At 71.0% G+C, this 21142-nt stretch carries 19 protein-coding genes; 11 read left to right on the top strand and 8 right to left on the bottom strand.

The features are described 5' to 3' along the window. Positions 1 to 81: 81 nt before the first annotated feature. The 6 genes from IPK71_27785 to IPK71_27760 are packed head-to-tail and all read left to right on the top strand — an operon-like array spanning position 82 to position 6557. Entirely contained in the window at positions 82 to 300 is a 219-nt protein-coding gene (locus tag IPK71_27785; protein ID MBK8217547.1) for a DUF4177 domain-containing protein, read from the top strand. Continuing rightward, positions 297 to 1010 (top strand): ABC transporter ATP-binding protein, encoded by a 714-nt coding sequence (locus IPK71_27780; GenBank protein ID MBK8217546.1) that lies wholly within the window; start codon positions 297 to 299, stop codon positions 1008 to 1010. The genes IPK71_27785 and IPK71_27780 overlap by 4 nt, the downstream gene beginning before the upstream one ends. Beyond that, on the top strand, positions 1004 to 3367 hold the full coding sequence (locus IPK71_27775; GenBank protein MBK8217545.1) for an ABC transporter permease: 2364 nt from the start codon (positions 1004 to 1006) through the stop codon (positions 3365 to 3367). The genes IPK71_27780 and IPK71_27775 overlap by 7 nt, the downstream gene beginning before the upstream one ends. A gap of 2 nt (positions 3368 to 3369) precedes the next feature. Further along, positions 3370 to 4569, top strand: coding sequence for an HlyD family efflux transporter periplasmic adaptor subunit (locus tag IPK71_27770; protein MBK8217544.1), 1200 nt, complete (start codon positions 3370 to 3372; stop codon positions 4567 to 4569). A gap of 46 nt (positions 4570 to 4615) precedes the next feature. Beyond that, positions 4616 to 5869, top strand: coding sequence for a hypothetical protein (locus IPK71_27765; GenBank protein ID MBK8217543.1), 1254 nt, complete (start codon positions 4616 to 4618; stop codon positions 5867 to 5869). Between the two features lie 52 nt (positions 5870 to 5921). Next, on the top strand, positions 5922 to 6557 hold the full coding sequence (locus IPK71_27760) for an AgmX/PglI C-terminal domain-containing protein (protein MBK8217542.1): 636 nt from the start codon (positions 5922 to 5924) through the stop codon (positions 6555 to 6557). Between the two features lie 21 nt (positions 6558 to 6578). On the opposite strand, the gene sulP is transcribed toward IPK71_27760, so the two are convergent. The 5 genes from sulP to IPK71_27735 form a co-directional block, all read right to left on the bottom strand. Continuing rightward, entirely contained in the window at positions 6579 to 8318 is a 1740-nt protein-coding gene (gene sulP, locus IPK71_27755) for a sulfate permease (protein MBK8217541.1), read from the bottom strand. 112 nt (positions 8319 to 8430) lie between these two features. Next, entirely contained in the window at positions 8431 to 9498 is a 1068-nt protein-coding gene (locus tag IPK71_27750; protein MBK8217540.1) for a PLP-dependent cysteine synthase family protein, read from the bottom strand. A gap of 45 nt (positions 9499 to 9543) precedes the next feature. Next, complete coding sequence (locus IPK71_27745) at positions 9544 to 10392, bottom strand: hypothetical protein (GenBank protein MBK8217539.1); 849 nt, start codon at positions 10390 to 10392, stop codon at positions 9544 to 9546. 163 nt (positions 10393 to 10555) lie between these two features. Next, entirely contained in the window at positions 10556 to 10990 is a 435-nt protein-coding gene (locus tag IPK71_27740; protein ID MBK8217538.1) for a cupin domain-containing protein, read from the bottom strand. A 680-nt stretch (positions 10991 to 11670) separates the two neighbouring features. Further along, a complete protein-coding gene (locus IPK71_27735; GenBank protein ID MBK8217537.1) occupies positions 11671 to 12510 on the bottom strand; it encodes a dienelactone hydrolase family protein in 840 nt (279 codons plus the stop codon). Positions 12511 to 12582: 72 nt separating this feature from the next. On the opposite strand from IPK71_27735, the gene IPK71_27730 reads away from it, so the two are divergent. The 3 genes from IPK71_27730 to IPK71_27720 all read left to right on the top strand — a co-directional run bounded on the left by IPK71_27730 (position 12583) and on the right by IPK71_27720 (position 16192). After that, positions 12583 to 13566 (top strand): helix-turn-helix domain-containing protein, encoded by a 984-nt coding sequence (locus tag IPK71_27730; GenBank protein ID MBK8217536.1) that lies wholly within the window; start codon positions 12583 to 12585, stop codon positions 13564 to 13566. Between the two features lie 108 nt (positions 13567 to 13674). Beyond that, complete coding sequence (locus IPK71_27725) at positions 13675 to 15540, top strand: serine/threonine protein kinase (protein ID MBK8217535.1); 1866 nt, start codon at positions 13675 to 13677, stop codon at positions 15538 to 15540. Then, positions 15485 to 16192 carry an FHA domain-containing protein gene (locus tag IPK71_27720; GenBank protein ID MBK8217534.1) on the top strand — a complete coding sequence of 236 codons (708 nt, stop codon included), beginning with the start codon at positions 15485 to 15487 and terminating at the stop codon, positions 16190 to 16192. The genes IPK71_27725 and IPK71_27720 overlap by 56 nt, the downstream gene beginning before the upstream one ends. Positions 16193 to 16304: 112 nt before the next feature. Here the strand turns inward: IPK71_27720 and IPK71_27715 are convergent, their stop codons facing one another. The 3 genes from IPK71_27715 to IPK71_27705 form a co-directional block, all read right to left on the bottom strand. Further along, entirely contained in the window at positions 16305 to 16604 is a 300-nt protein-coding gene (locus IPK71_27715; protein MBK8217533.1) for a hypothetical protein, read from the bottom strand. Positions 16605 to 16749: 145 nt separating this feature from the next. After that, positions 16750 to 17484 (bottom strand): DUF1851 domain-containing protein, encoded by a 735-nt coding sequence (locus IPK71_27710; protein MBK8217532.1) that lies wholly within the window; start codon positions 17482 to 17484, stop codon positions 16750 to 16752. Positions 17485 to 17628: 144 nt separating this feature from the next. Beyond that, positions 17629 to 18939 (bottom strand): hypothetical protein, encoded by a 1311-nt coding sequence (locus IPK71_27705; GenBank protein ID MBK8217531.1) that lies wholly within the window; start codon positions 18937 to 18939, stop codon positions 17629 to 17631. Between the two features lie 274 nt (positions 18940 to 19213). On the opposite strand from IPK71_27705, the gene IPK71_27700 reads away from it, so the two are divergent. Beyond that, positions 19214 to 20500, top strand: a complete 1287-nt coding sequence (locus tag IPK71_27700) for a CxxxxCH/CxxCH domain-containing protein (GenBank protein ID MBK8217530.1) — start codon at positions 19214 to 19216, stop codon at positions 20498 to 20500. 44 nt (positions 20501 to 20544) lie between these two features. Beyond that, a complete protein-coding gene (locus tag IPK71_27695; GenBank protein MBK8217529.1) occupies positions 20545 to 21138 on the top strand; it encodes a hypothetical protein in 594 nt (197 codons plus the stop codon). Positions 21139 to 21142 lie beyond the last annotated feature (4 nt).

Genomic DNA, 21142 nt, shown 5'->3' with positions numbered 1-21142 from the left:
TGCCCCTCGTGCTGCAAACGTTGCGTGTGAGGCGCAAGCGACTCCCCGCCGCGCGCCGTCGATCCGCGTCCCCGGCGCGTCATGCCTCCTGGCACGAATCTTCCAGACGTCCCGGGCATGTGGGAGTACAAGGCCATTCACGTCGAAAATGATGGGCTCGTGTCGGAGCGGCTCGAAGCGATCCTCGCGCCGCTGGGGAAGGACGGGTGGGAGGTGGCATCTGCGGTCCAGCGCTCGACTCACGGCTACTCGCACGGCGCCACGTTCGTGCTGAAGCGCCCCCTGCGCGAGCGCGGATGACCTCCCGCACCGAGGTCATCGTCGGGCGGGGACTCACGAAGGTCTACCGCATGGGCGAGGTCTTGGTGAACGCGCTCGCGGGCGTCGACTTTCACCTCGCCGAGGGCGAGCTCGTCGTGCTGCTCGGCGCCTCGGGCAGCGGAAAATCGACGCTGCTCAACATCCTGGGTGGCCTCGACGTACCCAGCGCGGGCACGATGAGCTACCGAGGTACCCCGCTCGAGGGGGCGGCCGAAGCTGCGCTCACGCGTTACCGGCGCGAGCACGTGGGCTTCGTGTTCCAGTTCTACAACCTGGTGCCGAGCCTCACCGCGCGCGAGAACGTCGCCCTCGTGACCGACATCGCCGACGACCCGATGGACGTGGTCGAGGTGATGCGCCTCGTCGGCCTCGAGGACCGCATGGACCACTTCCCGGCGAACCTCTCGGGCGGCGAGCAGCAGCGTGTGGCCATCGCGCGCGCGGTCGCCAAGCGCCCCGACGTGCTCCTGTGCGACGAGCCCACGGGCGCGCTCGACTTCAAGACCGGCCGCCTCGTGCTTTCGGTGCTCGAAAAGGTGAACCGGGAGCTTGGCACCACCACGGCGATCATCACGCACAACGCGCCCATCGCGGCCCTCGCCGATCGTGTTGTGACGCTCTCCGGCGGCCTCGTGAAGGAAGACGTCGAGAACCCGAGCCGCCGCACCTCCGACGAGATCGTATGGTGACCGCGCTCACGCGGAAGCTCCTTCGCGACGTGATGCTCCTCAAGGGGCAGCTCGTCACGATCGCGCTCGTCGTCGCGTGCGGCGTCGCGAGCTACGTGGCGGCGGTCGGAACCTACCGATCGCTCTCCGGATCGTGCGCGCGCTACTACGAAGAAGAGCGCATGGCCGACGTCTTCGCGACGATCGACCGCGCCCCCGAGGCCGTGGCGGCCCAGATCGAAGAGATCGACGGCGTTGCGACGGTGTACACGCGTGTCGTCGAGCGTGGGACATTCCCCCTCGACGAGCGCAAGCCCGCTGCGGGCCTCGTGGTCTCCCTCCCGGACCGCGGAGAGCCCCCGCTGAACGGCGTGCGGATCCGCCAAGGTCGCATGGTCGACCCGTCGCGGTCGGACGAGATCTTGGTGAGCGAGTCCTTCGCCAAGGCGAACCGCCTCGCGCCCGGCGACAGGATCCCCGTGGTGCTCGACGGGCGCAGGTACGAGCTCACGATCGCCGGCACCGCCATGTCGCCGGAGCACGTGTTCGTGATGTCCGGCGCGATGATGTCCAACGACGACAAGCGCTTCGGTGTGTTCTGGATGGCCCGGCCCGCGCTCTCGGCGGCCTTCCGCAAAGAGGGCATGTTCAACGACGTCGTGCTCCGCCTCCGCCCGGGGGCTTCGGAGCGCACGGTGCTCGCGAACGTCGATCGGGTGCTCGCGCCCTACGGCGGGCGAGGCGCCGTCGCTCGGGAGAAGCAGCTCTCGAACAAGATGCTTCAAGGGGAGCTGTCGCAGCTCCGAGGCATGGGGGTCATCGTCCCCGCGATTTTCCTCGGCGTCGCCGCGTTCCTGCTGAACGTCGTGCTCGCCCGCCTCATCGAGCTCCAGCGTGGACAAATCGCCGTGCTCAAGGCCCTGGGGTACACGGGGCTCGAGCTCGGGCGTCACTACTTGGAGCTCATGGGGGTCATCGTCGCCGTGGGCATCGTGTCGGGGCTCCCGCTCGGCCACTGGGTCGGCGTGTCGTGGACGGAGATGTATCGGCCGTACTTCCGCTTCCCCGATCTCGCGTTCCGGCTCGAGGGAGACCTCGTCGCCGTCGGCGTGCTCGTGAGCCTCGGCTCGGCCGCCTTCGGAGCCCTCCGCACCGTGTGGAGCGTCGCCAGGCTGCCGCCCGCCGAGGCCATGAGCCCGCCTTCTCCCCCCGTCTACGGCTCCTCCCTCGCGGAGCGCTTCGGCCTCTTTCGCCCGTTCGGGACGGCCGCGCGCATGGTGCTCCGAGACATGCTCCGCCGACCCCTCCGTATGCTGCTCGCCGCGTTCGGCGTCTCGACGGCCATGGCGGTGCTCGTGCTCGGGCTCTTCTCGAGCGACGTCATCGACTTCTTCATGGACGTGCAGTTCGCCCGCGGCGTACGCGAGGATCTGCTCGTGACCCTCGCGAAGCCCGTGCCGGTGCACGACCTCGGCGCCATCCGTGCGATGCCCGGCGTGCTGCGTGTGGAGGCGGAGCGGAACGTCGGCGTGCGCTTCCGGCACGGTCACCACTTTCGCGAAGGTAGCCTCACGGGGCGCTCGCGCGACGCCACCCTCCGCCGCGTCGTCGACGTGCACGGGAAGGTGCTGGTGCCCCCCGTAGAGGGCGTCGTCCTCTCGTCGAAGCTCGCGGAAGTGCTCGACATTCGCCCGGGCGACGAGCTCTCGATCGAGGTGCTCGAGGGGGCCCGAAAGACGCTGCGTTTGCCGGTCGCCGGCGTGGTCGACGACATGATGGGCCTCACTGGTACGATGGAGATAGGGAAGCTCGCCTCGGTGCTCGGCGAGGACCTCACGGTGAACATGGCCTACCTCGCGCTCGACCCGCGCGAGAGCGAGGGCATCGAGGCGCGCCTCGCCAAGGTCCCCCTCGTGATGGGCACGGGGCGGAGAGCCGACGTCGTCGCCGCCTTCCGCGACCAGACCGCCGAGAGCATGCTGCTCTTCTCGGCGATCCTCACCGTGTTCGCCGCGATCATCTCCGTCGGGGTCGTCTACAACACGGCGCGGGTGTCGCTCTCGATGCGGAGCCGCGAGCTCGCGAGCCTGCGCGTGCTCGGCTTCACGCGGGCCGAGGTGTCCTCGATCCTGCTCGGCGAGCTCTTCGTCATCGTGCTCTTGTCCGTCCCGATGGGCCTCCCGATGGGCCGCTTCTTCGCCGTGGCGATGATGTCGTCGGTCGACGTCGAGCAGGTCCGCTTCCCCGTCGTGATCTCTCTCCGAACGTACGCCTACGCCGTGAGCGTGGTCGTCGCCTCTGCCCTCGCGAGCGCGCTCTTCGTGCGCCGCAAGCTCGACGCCCTCGACCTCGTCGGGGTGCTGAAGACCCGAGAATGACCATGGAAAAGAAGAAGAAGAGCCGTTGGGTGTCCCGTGCCGTGACCGCCGCGGTGGTGCTCGCGCTCGCCTCCCTCCTCGTGTACGCGTGGATGCCGAAGCCCCTCGTGGTCGAGAGCGCCGAGGTGGTCCTCGGCCCGCTCCGCGTGACCGTCGACGAGGACGGTCGCACCCGCGTGAAGGACCGGTACGTCGTCGGCGCGCCGCTCGGCGGGCGCCTCTCGCGCATCGAGCTCCGCGCGGGAGATCCCGTGACCACGAAGACGGTGCTGGCTCGGATCCTCCCCGCCGAGACGCCGCTCGCCGACCCACGCTCGTCGGCCATCGCGGACGCGCGGGTCGCCTCGGCGAACGCGGGGGTGCTCCAGTCGCGCTCGGCGATCGATCGCGCCAAGATCTCGCTCGATTCGGCCGAGGCCGACCTCGCCCGCGCCAAGGACCTCGTCGCCTCCAAGACCGTCCCGCCCATCGAGCTCGAGCGGGCCGAGCTGCTCGTCCGCGCGCGAAAGCAGGAGCTCGCCTCGACGAAGTTCGGCGCCGACATCGCGGTCCACGAGCTGACGAGCGCCCGGGCCGCGGCGGATCGAGGCAAACGCACGAAGAGCGACGACGTGTTCGACGTCACCTCGCCCACGGCCGGCGTGATCCTCAAGGTGCTCCAGGCGAGCGAAGGCGTCGTCGGTCCGGGGACGCCCCTCGTCGAGGTGGGAGATCCCGACGCCCTCGAGATCGCCATCGACGTGCTCACGATCGACGCGCTCCACATCAAGCCCGGCGCGCGTGTCACCATCGAGCGCTGGGGTGGCGACTACCCCCTCGCCGCCCACATTCGGCGCATCGAGCCCTCGGCGTTCGTGAAGATGTCGGCCCTCGGCGTCGAGGAGTCGCGCGTGAACGCCATCGTCGATCTCGACGAGCCCATCGACAGGTGGCGCGGCCTCGGCGACGGGTTCCGTGTCGAGGCTCGCATCCTCGTGTGGGACGAAGCGAACGTGCTTACCGTCCCCGACGGGGCCCTCTTCCGCATCGGCGACGACTTCGGCGTCTTCGTCGTCGAGGGCGGCAAGGTGCACCAGCGCAAGGTCAAGCTCGGGCGCCGCAACGGCACGATGGCGCAGGTGCTCTCGGGCCTCACGCGCGGCGAGCGTGTCGTCGTCCACCCGACCGACAAGGTGGTCGAAGGTGTGCGCGTCGTGTTCTGAGGCCCAAAAAGGAGCGTGTGCGGGCGACCCGCGGTAGCTTCGGCGCATGCGCCGGGTCGTCCCTCTCGTGCTCCTCGTGTCGTGGGTCTTCCTCGAGCGCTTCGCGTACTACGGCCTACGGTCCACCATGGCCATGAGGCTCCGCGACGAGGGCCTGTCGATGGCGTCGATCGGCATGGTGCGCACGGTGTCCAGCGCGGCGTTGCTCGTCGGCTTCGTGGTCGGAGGGCTCCTCGCGTTCTTCGTGCGCCGCCGCGTCGTCTCGCCCGCGGTCACCATGGGGCTCGTGCTCGCGCAGGGTTTGGGGCTCGTGAGCGTGGGACCGGCGGTCGTGCTCGCGGCCTTCGTCGGTGCGCTCCTACGCCCGCTCGTCTTCGTGGCGCTCGCCGAGGAGCTCCGCGGGGAGGCGCGTTTGTGGCAGGGGGCCGCGGTCGGGGCCGCCGTGGGGTTCGTCTCGAACCTCGGTGGGTTCCTGGGCGGCCTCGTCGGGGGGGCGTCCACCTCGAGCCCGGGCGCGCTCGGCGCAGCGCTCCTCGTCGCCGTCGTGGTCGCCGCCGTCCTCTCCGCCGTGGTCGCCGTAGCGTACCCCGGCGAGCCGTTCGTGTGGCCTTCGGGAGAGGCCACTCTCGCTCCCGGAGGTGCCGATCCCTATCGGCCGTTGCCCGTCGTGGTTCCCGGGGTGGCGCCTCCGCGGCTCGAGGTGCTCGGCCTCGTCCTCCTGTCGGGTGTAGCCGCAGCGACCGCTTCTCAAGCCGGCTCCGATGCCTTCTACGGCTTCCTGTTCGACGGCGGCTCGGCGACGTCGGGGCTCTTCACGACCGTGTCTCGCTTCGCGCCGGTGCTCGAGTGCGGCGCAGCCCTCGTCGTGTTCGGCGTCGCGCTCGCGCTCGCGCTCACGGGGGCACGCTTCTCCGTCTCGCGGCTCATGGGCGTCGGTGCATGCGCCGTCGGCGCGCTCGTGATGGTGCAGGTGCTCGGGGCGGGGCTGAAGCTCGCGCCCGTGGCGGTGCTCGGGTCGTTCGGCGGTGCCGCCGCCGAGGCCCTGTTTTTCCCATGCGCGCTCGGTCTCGTGCTCACGACCACGTCGTCGCGTGGGGCCGGAGTCGCGGGCGCCGCCCATGCGTTCGCGGTCTACGGAGCGGCCATCGTTACCGGCTTGCTCACGGGCGCGGGGCGCGGGGCGTTCGCCGGTCCGCTCGCCGTCCTCATGGCCGTCGCGACGGTCGCGTCGGGGATCGTGCTCGTGCTCGTCGGTCCGAGCTTCGAGCGCCCCGGTACGTCCGCCCGCCCTTCCACATGACCGCACCGTCGGCGTCGCCTCGGCGCGCTCGGGGGTGCTACGCTCCCCATCCATGAGCAAGGTGCGAGCGCTGATCGTGGGGTCGATGGTCGTCATGGTCGGCGCAGGGTGCGCGAAGTCCGAGTCGTCGCCGTCGGCGGCCTCGGCCGTGGAGAACCCCGGGGCTCAAGCTCCCGCGCAGCCGGCCATGCCGCACAACGAGGCCCCGGCCACCCCGGTGGCGACGGCAGGGCCCGCGCCCACGCCCGCGCCCGAGGGCGCTCCCGAGAAGGACTACGTCTCGGGCGACGTGACGGTCACCGAGCTCGCGGGCGCCAAGAACGACGCGACCAAGCCCTCGCCGGCCGCGGCCGCCAAGGCGAGCAGCGCGCTCGCCCCCGACACCATCCGCCGCGTCGTGCGGAACGCGAACGCGAAGTTTCTCGCCTGCTACCAGGCCGCCCTCCAGAAGAACCCCACGCTCGCCGGGCGCGTCACGGTGAAGTTCACGATCGACAAGAACGGCGCGCCGAAGGCCGTCACCGTGGCGGGCGGCGATCTCACCGACAAGTCGGTCGGGCAGTGCCTCACGAAGGCGGTCGCGTCGCTCACGTTCCCCCAGCCCGATCGCGGCGAGGTGCTCGTGAGCTACCCGTTCGCGTTCACCCCCGCCGACGCACAGGGCACGGCGGGTACTTCGGTGAAGTAGCGAAAAACAAAGTGGTTACGGCTACTTAGCGGCCTCGTTCTCCCAGTCCGACCAGGGCACGTCGTGGCGCTCGACGTACGCCTTCACGGCGACGCCCACGGTCGGGAAGAAGAACTCGTGCCCGATGCGGGCGTGGAGGCCGTAGCGCTCGAGGCGATCTTTCACCGGGTCCTTGAGCTCGGCGAACGCGAGCTCGGCCCCGTACGCCGCGAGCTCCTTGTCGAGCTCCTCGAGCATGTCGGCCGCGGTGGTGTCGACGTCGGTGATCGGCTCGGCCGCGACGACCACCCAACGGATGGGAAGCGAGGACTCGCCGACGAGCGCCATCACACGCTCCCGGAACGAGTCGGCGTTGGCGAAGAAGAGCGGCGCGTCCCACCGGAAGAGCAAGAGGCCCGGCACCGTGACGGCCTTCGGGTACCTGCGGATGTCGTGGTAGCCCTTCACCCCCGGCGCGCGCCCCAAGACGGCGTCATGGGGGCGCCACGCTCTCCGCACGAAATCGAGCAGCGAGACAGCGACCGCGAAGGCGATCCCGCGGAGCGCGCCGAAGAACGCGACCGACCCTAGGGCGACGAGCGACAGGACGAAGTCGGCGAAGCGAAAGCGCTTGAACCCCCGCATCGCCTTCAGGTCGAAGAGGCCGATCGCCGCCGCGATGACCACCGCCGCGAGCGCCGTCGTCGGGAGGTCTTTGAGGGCTCCGGGGGCGAGCAGGAGCACGAGCACGATGGCCGCTGCGCCGACGAGCCCCGTCACCTGCGACTTGGCCCCCGAGGCCTCGGCCACCGGCGTGCGCGACGAGCTCGCCGAGATGGGGAACCCGCGAAAGAGCCCCGCCGCCACGTTCGCGAGGCCGAGCCCGACGAGCTCCTGGCTCGCGTCGACCTTGTAGCGCCCGCGCGCGGCGAACGTGCGCGAGAGCACCGTGGTGTCGGCGAAGGAGAGGAGCGCGATGCCGAGCGACGCGACGAGCAGGTCACCGAGGTCGTCCCACGACATCGACGGCAGCTTCGGTGTCGGGAAGCCGTGCGGCACCTCGCCCACCACTGGGATCGTGCTCGCGAGCCCCGCGAGCTTGGTGGCGGCGATGGCGCCCACCACCGCGAAGAGGACGCCGGGGATCTTCTTCGCCTTCTTCTTGAGGACGAGGATGAGCCCGAGGCCCCCGAGGCCTATCGCGATAGCCTGGGGTTTGGCCTTGCCCTCGGCGACCCCGCGCGCGAAGGCGGCGAGCGACTCGAGCACGTTGCCCCCTCCGGCGGAGAACCCGCAGAGGCGAGGGAGCTGCGACACGAGCACGGCGACCGCGATGCCGTTGGTGTAGCCTACACGTACAGGCTTCGACAGGAGGTCCGTCACGAAGCCGGCCTTGAGGAGCCCCGCGGCCACGCACGTCGCCCCCGTGAGCAGGGCGAGCACCGCGGCGAGCTCCATGGCGCGCTCCGGATCGCCGTGGGCCTTCTGCGCGATGGCGGAGGCGACGAGGCCCGCGAGCGCCGAGTCGGGGCCGAGCACCATGATGCGGGACGGCCCGAAGATCGCGTACGCGACGAGCGGGGCGATGGTGGCGTAGAGACCCGTCACGGCGGGGAGGCCAGCGGCCTCGGCGTACGCCATGCCTGCGGGGACGAGGAGCGCAGTCAGCACGAGGCCCGCGACCACGTCGTCTCGCAGGTACGCTGCGCGGTAGTGGCGGAGCACCCAGAGCCCGGGTACGCGCGTGTAGAAGCTCCCCGGAGGCGGCGCGGGGAGCGTCATTCCCGGCGGCGGGAGCGAGCGGGGGCCGAGCGAGACCGGGCCTTCGGTCGGGGGGTCGGTCATCGTCTCTACGATACCGTCATGTCTCGTGGCCGGAGCCGCGGAGTGAGGCTCACGCGATGCGCGCGAGCAGGGCCGCTTCGGCAGAGCTCACGTCTCCGAAGGTCGCCGCGACCCAGGTCGGGTCGAAGTAGGTGCCGAGATACCGCTCGCCCGAGTCGCAAATGAGCGACAAAATCGACCCGCGCTCGCCGCGGGCGCGCATCTCCTCGGCCAAGGCGAGCACGGAGACGAAGCTCGTCCCCGTCGACGGCCCCACCTTCCGCCCTCCGAGGCAATCCCCGAGGACCCGCATCGCCGCGACGCTGTCGACGTTGGTCACCTCGTGCATTCTACACACGACGTCGCGGAGGAAGCTCGGCTCCACGCGCGGCCTGCCGATGCCCTCGATGCGCGAGCCCTCGGACGTGAGGCTCGTGTCGCCCGTCGCGTGGTACCGCGCGAAGACCGAGCCCTCCGGATCCGCGACACAGAGGCGCGTCTTCAGGCGGTGGTACCGCACGTACCTCCCGATCGTGGCGCTCGTCCCGCCGGTGCCCGCGCCCACCACCACCCACGCGGGCTCGGGGAAGCGCTCCCTCCGCATCTGGGCGAACATGCTCTCGGCGATGTTGTTGTTGCCGCGCCAGTCGGTCGCGCGCTCGGCGTAGGTGAACTGGTCGATGTAGTGCCCGTTCGTCCGGGCCGCGATGCGCCGGGCCTCGTCGTACACCTGGGACGCGTGGTCGACGAACGCGCAGCTCGCCCCGTAGCGCTCGATCTGGAGGACCTTCTCGGCCGACGTGCCCTTCGGCATCACGGCCACGAAGGGGAGCCCCAAGAGCCGCGCGAAGTATGCCTCGCTCACGGCCGTCGAGCCGCTCGACGCCTCCACCACGGTCGACCCCTCGCGGAGCCATCCATTGCAGAGTGCATACAAAAAGAGGGAGCGCGCGAGCCTGTGTTTGAGGCTCCCGGTCGGGTGGGTCGACTCGTCCTTGAAGTAGAGGTCGATGCCGGCGTCGCGCAGGCGGGGCAGGGGGCAGGCGATGAGGTGGGTGTCGGCCGAGCGCTGGAAATCCGCCTCGATCTGGCCCACGGCCCACCCCTGCCAGCCCCTCGGATCGTCGCACACGCTCATGGCGGGCGATGATGCGCGCACGCGGCGCCGGGCACAACCGGAAGCCTACTTCGAGGGCTCCTTCGGGGCGACGCTCGCGAGCAGCTCGTCGAGCTCGGCGCGCGCGGCCTTCACGCTCTTGACGGGCCCCGTCATCTTCACGAAGTGGGGCATGCCCTGCGTCTCGACGATGGCGCCGAGCATGGCCCAGTTCTCTTCTTCGCGGCCGTCTTTGCCCATGCCGCCCGTGTACTTTCCCTCGACCTCGACGAGCGTGATCGTGAGGCCCTTGACGGTGCGGGTGCTCTTCTTGGCGTTCTTCTCGCCTTCGGGGCCGAACTGGCCCATCCAGCGTTTGGCGTTCGCCTCGACCGTACCGCCGGCCTGGCTCACGGCGACCTCGGGGTCCTCCGAGTCGCCCGGGGCGTGCGGCACACGGTAGGTGGCGATGCGCATCGTGCTCGGGTTCGGCACGGTCTGCCAGCGCGCCGGCACCTTCCACGTCATCTGCGCGGGCGCTGCACCCTGAGGCGCGCCCATGCCCGGGGGCATTCCGCCGCCCATACCCGGGGGCGCCTCGCCCATGGGCGGGTGACCCGGAGGCAGATCATTTCCTTGCCCGAGCGGGGGCGCGTTGCCCATTTGCGGTCCGCCTCCTTGGGGCGCTTGCGCGGCGGGCGTGGGCGGTTCGGGCGCGGGCGGCGCGAACGAGCGCCCCGCGGCGAACGCTCCGGCGCCCACGAGCGCCGACACCGCGACGAGCGTCGTCAACGTGAACCTCGGCCCTTCGGGAGCACGGGCCGGGGCGCGCGGCGCTTCGGGCTCTTGCCCTTCCTCGTCGTCGGGCGCGGCGGCCTCGGCTTCGTCGTCGTGGTCCTCGGTCGGTTCCGGCTCGTCGGCCCGGGATTTGGTCATGTTCGTACGCTCGGGGGTGCGGCCGCGTTCGGGAGGCGATCGTTTTCGCTCGTGCGATGGCCGCAGGAGGTGGGAGGGCGCCGAGAGGTCCTCGGCCTTCGCTCGTACGAAAGCGCACCGCGCATGCCCACGTCAAGCGCGAGCGCGGTGAACCGAGCCTGCGTCAGTACGGCGTCCCGTCCTTGTGGAAGAAGCGCCAGGTGCCGTCCACTTTGCGCGCGACCACGTCGTCGTCGGGGTAGGTGGCTTCGTCGTCGGGCTCTCGGGTGCCGATCTCCAGGTAGCGTGCGCTCCTCGCGCTCCGGTTCTCCAGGTGATGACCGTTCGGGACGCCTCGCGGGAAGCCCGCACACGTGCCCGCGCGGAGCACCTGCTCACCCTCGTCCGTGTGGAGCACGACCTCGCCCTCCAGCACGAAGACGAGCTCCTCTTCGCTCGAGTGATGATGCCGAAGCGCCGAGATCTTGCCCGGGAAGAGCGTCGTCAAGTTCGCGCCGAAGCGCGTGAGGCCGAGCGCGTCGCCGAGCGCGCGTTTTTCGCGTGGGAGGACCCGTTCGCGGAAGAGCGTCGGGTACGCCGAGGTCGTCCGCGGTGGCAGGTCGCGAGGGTCGAGCGCGGGCCTCGTGAGAGAAGCCTCGGCGTGGGGTCGGCGTGGCTCGGTGTACCGGTAGGGGCTCTTGCGGGCGGAGTCGCGCGCTCCGAACGCCGTCGCAAACGCGCGCAGCCGAGGGTAGGGCTCGAGTGACACCGTGCCACGAAACGCCACGTGCTCGACGAGGCAGAACGCGGCGACCTCGAGGTACGACAAAGTGCGCTCCTTCGGAAGGTCCTCGAGGGCCTCGTCGAGGTTCGCCTCGAGCCACGCGAGCGCGCCTTCGAGCCCGCGCGTGACTTTGACGACGAACGGGTTCTCGGCGCTCACCTTGCCGAGCCCCGGCGCGAGCACGAGCGTCACCTCGGCCGCCATGGCGTTTTGGACGAGCTCGTGCGCGTTGCGGCCGCGTGTCGTCCGAACGTCCTCCGGCCAGACCAGGCCCGAGGCGCCTCGCGGCGACACCTCGGCGAGCCTCCGGCACACGTTCTCGGCCCCGAAGACGACATCGCCCCCGAAGTCCGCCGCCGGGATCTTCAGGGTGGGATTGCCGCCGTACTGGCTCGCCTCGAGGCTCGTGAGATCGGCCACGTGGACCTGTTCGAACGGGACGTCGAGCTCGTGCGCGAACATCACGGCGACGCGGGTGAAGTGCGAGGCCTCGCGGCCCACGATACGGACTTGGGTCATGGTCGGTCTCCTCGGAGCCTCTGGTTCAAGAAGGACAGGATCTCGTCGCGCGCCGCGAGCGTCGGGGAGCCCTCGGCAAAGGCGAGGTGCGCCGTCACGACGCTGTGGGGGCAGGCGACGATCTCGGCGAAGAAGGGGGGCGGGCGACCGTTCGCCGCCGAGTCCGGCAAGACGCGAGGGAGGAAGCGGTCCCCGAGGGCCGCAGCGTACGCGCGAAAACGACCGGCGGGGCAGTGGCGGTCGCCCTCGAACCGGTAGGCGAGGACGGAGAGATCCTCTTTCTCGAGCCGCTCGCGAACGACGGCGAGCTCGCCCGCCGGCATGGCGAGGGCCGTCGGGTCCGAGAGCGGGAGAGACGGCTGGCAGAGGACGGGCGCCAAGGTCGCGGGCTCGAGCATCATCGAGAGCGCGAAATTCCCGGTGAAGCACATCCCGATGGCGCCCACCCCGGGCCCTCCGCGCTCCTCGTGGGCGAGCCGCGCGAGCGCCCGGAGCCACGACGTCACGGGGGCCGAGACGCCGGCCGCGAGCGCCGAAAACTCCGACGCCACACAGGCGCGCTGCAGGACGACGAGGCCCTCGCGGGCCCTTGGGTACGCGCCGTCTCGCCCGAAGAGCGACGGGACGTACACCGCGAAGCCCGCGTCCCGGATCCAGCGCGCGAACCTCGCGACGTCGGGGCTCACCCCCGGCATCTCCGGCATCACGATCACCGCCGGACCGTGCCCCGTCACGAGCACCGTCCGTGCCGTGCCCTCGAGAGAGAGCTCGCGGCGCTCGAAGTCGTCGAGGGGATCGTCGGCGGGCTCGAGGCCCTCTGCATCTTCCGTGGTCATGACGAGACCATGCGCCGACCCGTGCGCCGTGCGAAGTGGCGGAATCGACAATGTTCGGTCTAATCTTGCCACATGTTCGTTCACGTGGCGCTCGACGGAGTGGCCGATGGTCCGCTCGGCGTAGGCCTCGACGTCGTCGCGGCGGCCCGGCGCATCACGCTCGCCTCACGCGCGGGGCCCCCCAGCGATCCTCGCGCGCTCACGCAGCGGGTCGTATCGATGGACGGCGCGAAGGTCGTCTCCGGGGCAGGCCGTCCCATCCCGGTCGACGGCGCCCTTCGTCTACGAGCGCTCGTTCGCGGGGACGTGCTGCTGGTTCCCGGGCTCTCCGCGGTGACGGAGGACGCCGTCCGGGCGCTCCTCGTGCGACCCGACGTGGCGCAGCTCGCCGCGGCGATCGCGCGGGCAAGAGAGAAGGGCGTGACGATCGCCGGCTCGTGCTCGGCCACCTTCGTGCTCGCGGCCTCGGGGGTGCTCGCGGGCCACGAGGCGACGACGACCTGGTGGCTTGCGCCCGTCTTTCGCCGGACCTTTCCGGACGTCGAGCTCACCAGCGATCGCATGGTCGTCGAGCGCGACGGGGTCTTCTCTGCGGGCTCGGCCTTCGCTCACGCGGACCTCGTGCTCGCCGTGCTCGGCAAGGTCGCGGGGCCGACGCTCGCGCACCTCGTGGCGAAGTACCTCGTGCTCGACGAGCGACCGTCGCAGGCCAAGTACATGATCGCCTCCCACCTTCGCACCGACGACCCGTCCGTGCGGGCGGTGGAGCGCTTCGTCGCCCAGAACCTCGCCCGGCGGATCTCCCTCGACGAGCTCGCCCGCGTCGCGAGGACGTCACCTCGGACGTTGGCGCGGAGGCTCCGGGAGGCCCTCGGGGCGACGCCGACCGAGCTCGTGCACCGCATGCGGGTCGCGAGAGCGAGGCACCTGCTCGAGACGACGCGTTGCTCCGTCGAGGAGGTGGCCGCGCAGGTCGGCTACGTCGAGCCGGCCGCATTTCGCCGCATCTACCGCCGCTACGTCGGGGAGACGCCGACGGCTTCGCGCGGCCCCTGACCTCCGTCCTCCCCTAGGGGATCGCGGCAGCCGCTCGCGCCCAGATTCGATCGCCGACGACGATGGTCATGAGCCTCTTTCCTCCCCGAGGCGGTATGCTGCGCGGCGATGCGGGCGACGGGGAGCGAGATCGGTCGGTACCGCGTCGAGGAGCTGCTCGGCCGAGGAGGCATGGGCGAGGTGTACCGCGCGTTCGACACGGTGCTGCGGCGCGACGTAGCCCTCAAGGTCTTGCGCGCCGACCTCCCCGACGCCGCCGCGAGGCTCCTCCGCGAAGCGCGCGCCGCGGCCGCCGCGAGCCATCCCGGCGCCGTGTCCATCTTCGACGTCGGCGAGGCGGAGGGCACGTCGTACATCGCGATGGAGCTCGTCGTCGGGCGCCCGCTGCGCGCTTACGTCGGAAAGGACGTCCCCCTCGAAAAGAAGCTCCGCTGGCTCGCCGACGTCGCGCGGGTGCTCGCGGCGGCGCACGAAAAAGGATTCGTCCACCGCGACGTGAAACCGGACAACGTCATGATCGGCCCCAACGACGCCGTGAAGGTGCTCGACTTCGGGATCGCCAAGCGCACCGGGCACCGGGAGGCGCCGAACGCCGGAGGCGACGACGCGGCGCCGCTCTCCTACCAGACCCAAGAGGGCAAGGTTACCGGCACCCCTCGCTACATGGCCCCCGAGCAGCTCCGAGGCGAGGCCCCGGACGGGCGCACCGATCAGTACGCGTGGGGCGCGATGGCCTACGAGCTCGTCGCGGGGGTGCACCCGCACGCGGGCTCGGGCCCTCCCGAGATGCTCAATCACCTCGACCCCGCGGTGCCGTTCGAGGTCGCGGCGGCCGTCGCTCGGGCCCTCGCGCCCGTGCCCGAGCTCCGCTTCCCCACGATGTCCGAGGCCGCGGTCGTCCTCGAGCGGGCCACGCAGCCGGACCGGTCGGAGGAGAGCCCCCGCCCTTCGCCGCGCACCTCCACCACGAAGGCCCTCGTCGACGGCACGACGACACGCGTGCTCGCCCGCCTCCGTGATCCGCTCGGGCCTTCGTGGTTTCGCAGCCAGCTCCCCGCGCTCCTGCTCGTCGCCGTCGTCGTAGGAGGTGCGATCATGATGTTCGGGACGATGGCGCTCGAGAGGTCGTGGCGGCCGCTCGCCTATGCCGGGTTCCTCACGTTCGTCGTGGCGCTCGTGGCGGTCTACCTGCGCCCGCTCGTGTCGCTCGGCCGCCGGGAGCTTGCGGCGGAGGTCACGTGCGAGCCCGGTCGGCTCACGGTGAGGCACGCGTCTCGCCTGAACCAAACCTTGCGGGGTGTCGTCGGGGCCTCCCTCGTCGAAGAAGAGCAGGGTACGAGCCTCCTCCTCACCCGGCGGCCAGGCGAGCCCTCCGTCGTGCTCAGGGTGCGCGACGCGTCGGAGGCGCGCGCGATGATGGCGGCGCTCGGCCTCGAAGGCAGCCTCACGGGCGAAGTGCGCTTTTCTCTGGGGCGGGGGCCCGTGCAGGTGCTCGGCATCGTGCTGGGGCTCATGTGGCGCGTCGTGTGGTTCTGCGTGCTCTTCTTCCCGAGGAGCTTCGGCGTCTCGCCGTCGGTGCTCGTGCTGGTCGGGGCGACGATATCGCTCGCCGCGATCGTCGTGCACTTCGTCGTGCCGAGCTCGGGCCCCTACCTCGCGGCGACCGCGGAGGGGGTGACGCTTCGAGGGCTCCGCGGACCGCCGACGTTCGTCGCGCGGGACGACATCGTGAGCATCGCGGCTGAGGGCTCGACGCTCCGCCTGCACGTTCGAGGCAGGCCCGAGCTGACCGTGGACGCGAGCCCGGGGCTCCTCTCGACGTCCGGTCTCTCCGCAGCCGAGGCCGCGACGCTCGCGCGCCACGTGGGGGCGCTCGCTTCGGTGACGCGAACGGACGCGGGAGCTATAGTGGCCACCGATGTCGTCGAAGTCGGAGACCGCACCGTGCGCGACGGAGACCCACGGACCGTCTAGCCACGTGCTCGTCGCGTTCGTCGACGGCGCGATGGTCCCCTACGTGCTCCCGAGCGCGGGCACGATCGTCGTCGGGAGGAGCTCGGCGTGTGAGCTCCCGATCGATCACCCGTCCGTGTCGCGCGAGCACTCCCGGATCACCATCGGGGATCGCATCAGCATCGAAGACCTCGGGAGCCGCAACGGCACCCGTGTCCGCGGCGTTCCGCTCGCGACCGGACGGCCCGTGACGCTCCACACGGGCGACGTGGTCGAGTGCGGAGACGCCACGCTGCTCCTCCGAAGGGGGACTCGCATCGCCGTCCCGAGCACCTCCGACGTGCCGCCTCCCGCGGCCTTCGTGATAGGTCCCGAGGGGCGGTCGCTCCGTGCGCCCGGGGCCGAGCCGGTCAACCTCGGTCGGCGTGGCGCTCTCCGCCGCGTCCTGCTCGCGCTCGCCGAGACGAAGCTCTCGTCCCCTGGCGCCGCGCTCTCGGTCGACACGCTGCTCGAGGCCGGATGGCCCGGCGAGAAGATGGGCTACGAGGCGGGAGTGGCCCGCGTGTACACGACCATCCAGCGCCTGCGCGGGCTCGGTCTCCAGCCGATCCTGCTCACACGCGACGACGGGTACCTCCTCGACGCCTCGGTCGACGTTCGCATCGAGGCCTGAGCCGGCCTCGAACGACACGGCCTTCCGTGCGCGAGGGGCACGACGAGCACGAGCCGAGACGCGCCCTCACGGACACACCTCGGCTCGATTGGCTAGGCGTTGCGCGCGACGCTCAGCGGCAGGCCGTCGTCTGGCTCATCAGAGGGCCGTCACCAACGCGGTACTTCCACGTCTTCGTGCCCTTGCCCCTCTCGCACATGAGCTTCTTCACGTCCGTTCGAAGCGCCGGACCGCACGTCGTGTAGTTGAACGAAGACCGGCTGCGCGGACACGCCTTCACGAGCACGACGGTGGTGCCATCGTTCTCGTAGGCCGTCACGGTCCCCTTCGTGCCAGGGGTCGGCGCCGAGTCGGCCGCGGCGGACACGGAGAAGAGCACGAGCGTGGCAAAGATCGAGGTGGCGAGCTTCATCGAGGGTTCCTCCAAGCGCGGGGGCTTCATCGTCCCGCGGAGGTGAGGATGGGGCTCGGGCGGGGAGGTCGCTACCAACGGTTCCTGACAGATGCTGACAGGAGAGGCCGTGGCCGCGTGGGCTCGCGCAGCATCGTCGCTCCGTTCAGGAGCCCTTCTCGGACGACCCCGAGGGCCCGTCCACTTCACGGAGGTCGACCATCGGGAGCGGCGCGCCGGCGGAGGCCTGGCGCTGCGCTTGTTCGATGACTTGGAGCGTGAAGGACACGTGCACGGCCATGGGCTGGATCGCGACGTTCTCCAGGGTGTCCGGGCCTCCCAAGATGACCGGCACGTTGGACGAGAAGCACTGCCACGGCGCGGGGGGGCCCAGGCTCTCGGCCGCCCAGTCGTGCTCGGGCATGCGCAGAAAGAAGCTCGCGATGGAGGGGTCGCCGGCGAGGCGGGCGAAGAAGTCGGGCCACGGTATCTTCGCCTCCTGGTACGTGTACCGCTCCACCCAGAGCACGCCGACACGGTCGAAGAGGACCGCGCCTTCGGTGTCCACGGGGACGCCGAACAGGTCGCCGAACGCGTTCGAGGCGAAGTAGAACGTGCCGTTGACCTTGCGCGGCTCGAAGCGCTGCCAATCGTTCCGGTCGTTCCACCCGGCGACGTCGGGGAGGCCGTGCTCCGGATCCCCATGAAGGGGGTGCAGCCGCAGCCTGCCGCCGAAGAAGGTCGCGCCGTCGGCCGTCGCATAGAGCGGGGCCAAGAGCTCGACGAGCGTCGGATGAACGCCGAGCGCCGCGAGGTCCCGTCGCACCTCGGTTTCGTGGGATTTCGGAGGCGCTGCGTCGAGCAGTGCCGTGATCTCGTCGAGCAGCCACGCGGAGCTCATGCCGTACTCCTCGCCTCTCCGTGCCACGCCGAACGCGAAACCGCCACGACCTGCATCGTAGCAGCTCGCGACGGTTCGAGGATGCGCGGAGAGGACGGCCCAGGGAGCCTTACGCGTCGAGGCGAGGCTCCCTGGTTCGGGCCGTCACATCGGGCGGCTGGGGAGCGACGTCGGGTTCGTGCCCTTGATCTGCCGGATCGAGTCCCACAGGAGCTGCTTCGTGTAGGTCGGGTTGTGGACGCCGAGGTCCTTGCTCCGCGCCACGATGAAGTAGTTGTAGAGTGCACCGGCCGTGGGCGCGTCGAGCACGAGGTTCGCGCCGCCCGGGCCGCTCTTCGGCCGCGCGAGGTCGAGGTGGAACTGCCCGTCGGCCTTCTCGTCGTCCTCGAGGGGCGCGTACGGGGAGACCTCGGTGCGGGTGAGGAGGCCCGCCGCGTCGAGCGCGGCCTGGAGCTCGAAGAGCGCGTTGCGCACGATCGTGCGGCCGCCCTGGATGTTGAAGTCGGTGCCGGTGTACTGCGTGTGGCACGTCTTGCAGAAGGTCACCGTGGGCTTCATCGTGTGGTCGGGCACGTTGGCGTTCTTCTCGACGGGCCGCATGTGGCACGAGACGCACGCGTTCGTGAGCGTGGCGTGGGCCGAGCTCGCGTACGTCTGCCCGGCGAAGTGGTAGCCACCCTTGCCCGAGAAGAGGTCGGTCTGCGTGGCCGCGTGCGGGCCCCAGCGGTAGCTCGAGAGCGCGTTCGACGCCGTGATGTAGGTCGCGATGTCCTTCCGCGATTTGTGGCAGAACACGCACGTGTTGCCGACGCGGTAGGAGAGCGCCGTGCCCACGGGGGCGCCGCCGTCCTCGGTCTTCTCGAGGTAGGCCGTGTCGTTCACGCCGCTCGGGACGCGCAGCGGCGCCTGCCCGGCCGTGTACTTGCCGGTGACGTGCGGGTCGGTGGCCGGGTTGAAGTCGTGGCACGTCGAGCAGTGGATGCGCCCGATGGCCGAGGCGCCGCCGTAGCCGATCTCGGTGACCGCGCCGCCCGCGCCGACGTAGTTGATGTGCCCCTTCGCGACGTTCGTCGCCGGGCCCGCGTCCGCCGCGCGGGTGTACTGGTCGGCGACGCGCTTCTCGAGGCCGTCGATCGCGTGGCAGTTGCCGCAGGAGCCGCCGCCGATCTCGTTGTTCTGCGGGTGCGAGTGGTTCGAGAAGCGCCACTGATCGACCACGCCGTTGAACGTGTGGCAGGGCGTCGTGCAGGCGCCCGAGAGGCCGCCCGTGCCCGCGTCGGGCAGGGGGCCAGGGATTCCTTGCTGTCCTTGCGGACCTTGGGCACCCTGCGGGCCCGAGGGCCCCGTGGCCCCCGGTTCGCCCGAGGCACCATCCTTGCCCGTGCACGCAACGAAGGCAGAGGCGATGAGCAAGGTGACAGCGGCGATCGCGAGAGTCGGACGAGCAACGATCATAAAGATTCCTCCGAGGGGTCGACGGGCCCTCTGCACGTCTGGGGCCAGCCTCGGGCTCCTCTTGGCGACCGCAGGAATCGCGGCCTCGGGCTGCGAAGAGACGCGCGACGATGCACCTTACGCACCCGTATATCGGGGCGCCGTCGAAGACCTCCTCCGTGCACGCTGTGCGCGCTGCCACGCAGGTTCTGCACCGGCCGCCGGCTACCGGGTCGATTCGTACGCGGGGGTGGTCGCATGTACGCAAGCGGGGGTCCCAGCCGCTTCGTCGGGGGTGACCTCTCCGCTCCTCGCGGTGCTCTCGCGCGAGAGCCACCGCGGGCTCCTCTCCCCCGAAGAAGAGGCCACCCTGCGCGACTGGCTCGCCTCGGGCGCCAAGAGCGTGCGCTCCGGGGTCCACGGCGACGCGTTCGTCGATCCCCGCTCGCCCGAGAGCCACGCCGTCTTCCTTCGCCAACGTGCCTACCGCCCCATGGTCGACACGCAAGACCCCGACGCGTGCGGCCGCTGCCACGAGGGCGCCCCCGCGAGGCCCACCGGGATCGCGTTCGCCGCGCCGGGCGCCACGCCGTGCAGCACCTGCCACGCGGGGCCCAACGGGCCGCTCGGGTGCGGCACGTGCCATGGAAGGGGCGAGCGCGCGTACCCCCCGCGCGACCCCTGCTTCTCGAAGGGCGGCGCCACGAACGACGTGCACCGCGCCCACGTCGAGCCCGGAGCGTCGTCGTCGAAGGGGATCGCGTGCGCGGCCTGCCACCCCACGCCCGTCCTCGGTGGCCCCGGCGGCGCGCACGTGAACCGCTTCGTCGACGTGGTGCTGCTCGAGGAGCTCTCGGGCCCCGGCGCGCGCTTCGACGTGGCCTCCAAGCGTTGCGCGGTCGCGTGTCACGCGCGCGGCGGCGCCCGGCCCGAGGTCGCGTGGACGTCGGCAGAGACGAAGCTCGGGTGCGGCGATTGCCACGGCGCTCCCCCCGTCAACCACTACCGCGGGCGGTGCACGGCGTGCCACGCCGAGGCCGACGCCACCGGCACGGCGATCACCAAGCCCACCCTCCACGTGAACGGTCGCGTCGACCTCGGCGACGGCAGCGGCGCGTGCGGCGCGTGTCACGGCAAGGGCGCGGATCCGTGGCCCACGACGGGCGCGCATGCTGCCCACGCTCGCCCCGGCTCGTCGCGCGCGGTCGCCTGCGAGACGTGCCACGAGGTGCCCGCCCAAGGCGCGAAGCACCCCGAGGCCGCGCTCGGCGCCGCGGTGCGCTTCTCGGGCCTCGCCACACGAGGCGGCCGGCGCCCCACCTATGACGCCGCGACCAAGACGTGCGTGGGCACCTATTGCCACGAAGGCGCCGGGGCGCGCGTGCCCGCGCCGACCTGGGCGATGGGCACGGCCGCGGCGTCGTGCGGCGGCTGCCATGGCGCACCGCCTCCCTTTCCTCACACGACGAGCACGGCCTGCGGAGCCTCGGGCTGCCACGCCGAGCTCGTGACTCCGACCGGAGAGCTCACCCCTTCCGGGCGCGCGGTCCACGGCGACGGAGCCCTCCAGACCTCTCCCTGACCTCTTGGCTTGACGCGCGCCGAGGCATCGCGAAAAGTTGAGTCATGCGTGCTGCTTATGGCTTCGGGTTGCTCGGCGCGGCCATCGTCGTCCCTTACCTCGCGTGCACCTCGTTCGGCGCGGACAGCGCGGACGGCGACGACGCGGCAGGCCCCGCCGCCTCCTCTACGTCGAGCGTCGTGCCCACGGCGACGGGCCTCGCTCCCTCCGCGACCGGCACGGGCTCGGTGCCACCGGGGCTGTCCGCCTCCACAACGCCTCCGACGCGTGATCCGTGCCTCGATCGCGACGCGGGGCCAGGCATTCCGCAGTGCAGCGACGCGGGCGCGCCGAGCTCGGTCGCGTGCGGGGCGCAGATCTGTCGCGACCTGACGCGTGTGTGTTGCGTCACGGGACCGGCGTCCCGAGACTGCCAAGATGGCTGCACGGGCGCGGAGACCATCGCGATGACGTGCGACGACCGCGACGACTGCCCCAGAGGCATGGTGTGCTGCGCCGATCCCCCCGCGGGGGCAGGCATCGTCGGGGCGTCGTCCTGCCAGGCCTTCTGCGACTCGGCGAGCCTCACCCTCTGCACGGACGCGAGCCAGTGCCGCAGTGGAATCTGCGAAGGCGTCGGCTACAAACGCTGCAAGTGAGGCC

The sequence above is a fragment of the Myxococcales bacterium genome, from assembly GCA_016712525.1.
Taxonomy (GTDB): Bacteria; Myxococcota_A; Polyangia; order Polyangiales; family Polyangiaceae; genus JAAFHV01.
Note: the sequence above shows the minus strand (reverse complement) of the source record. Positions and strands in the feature narration are given on the sequence as shown.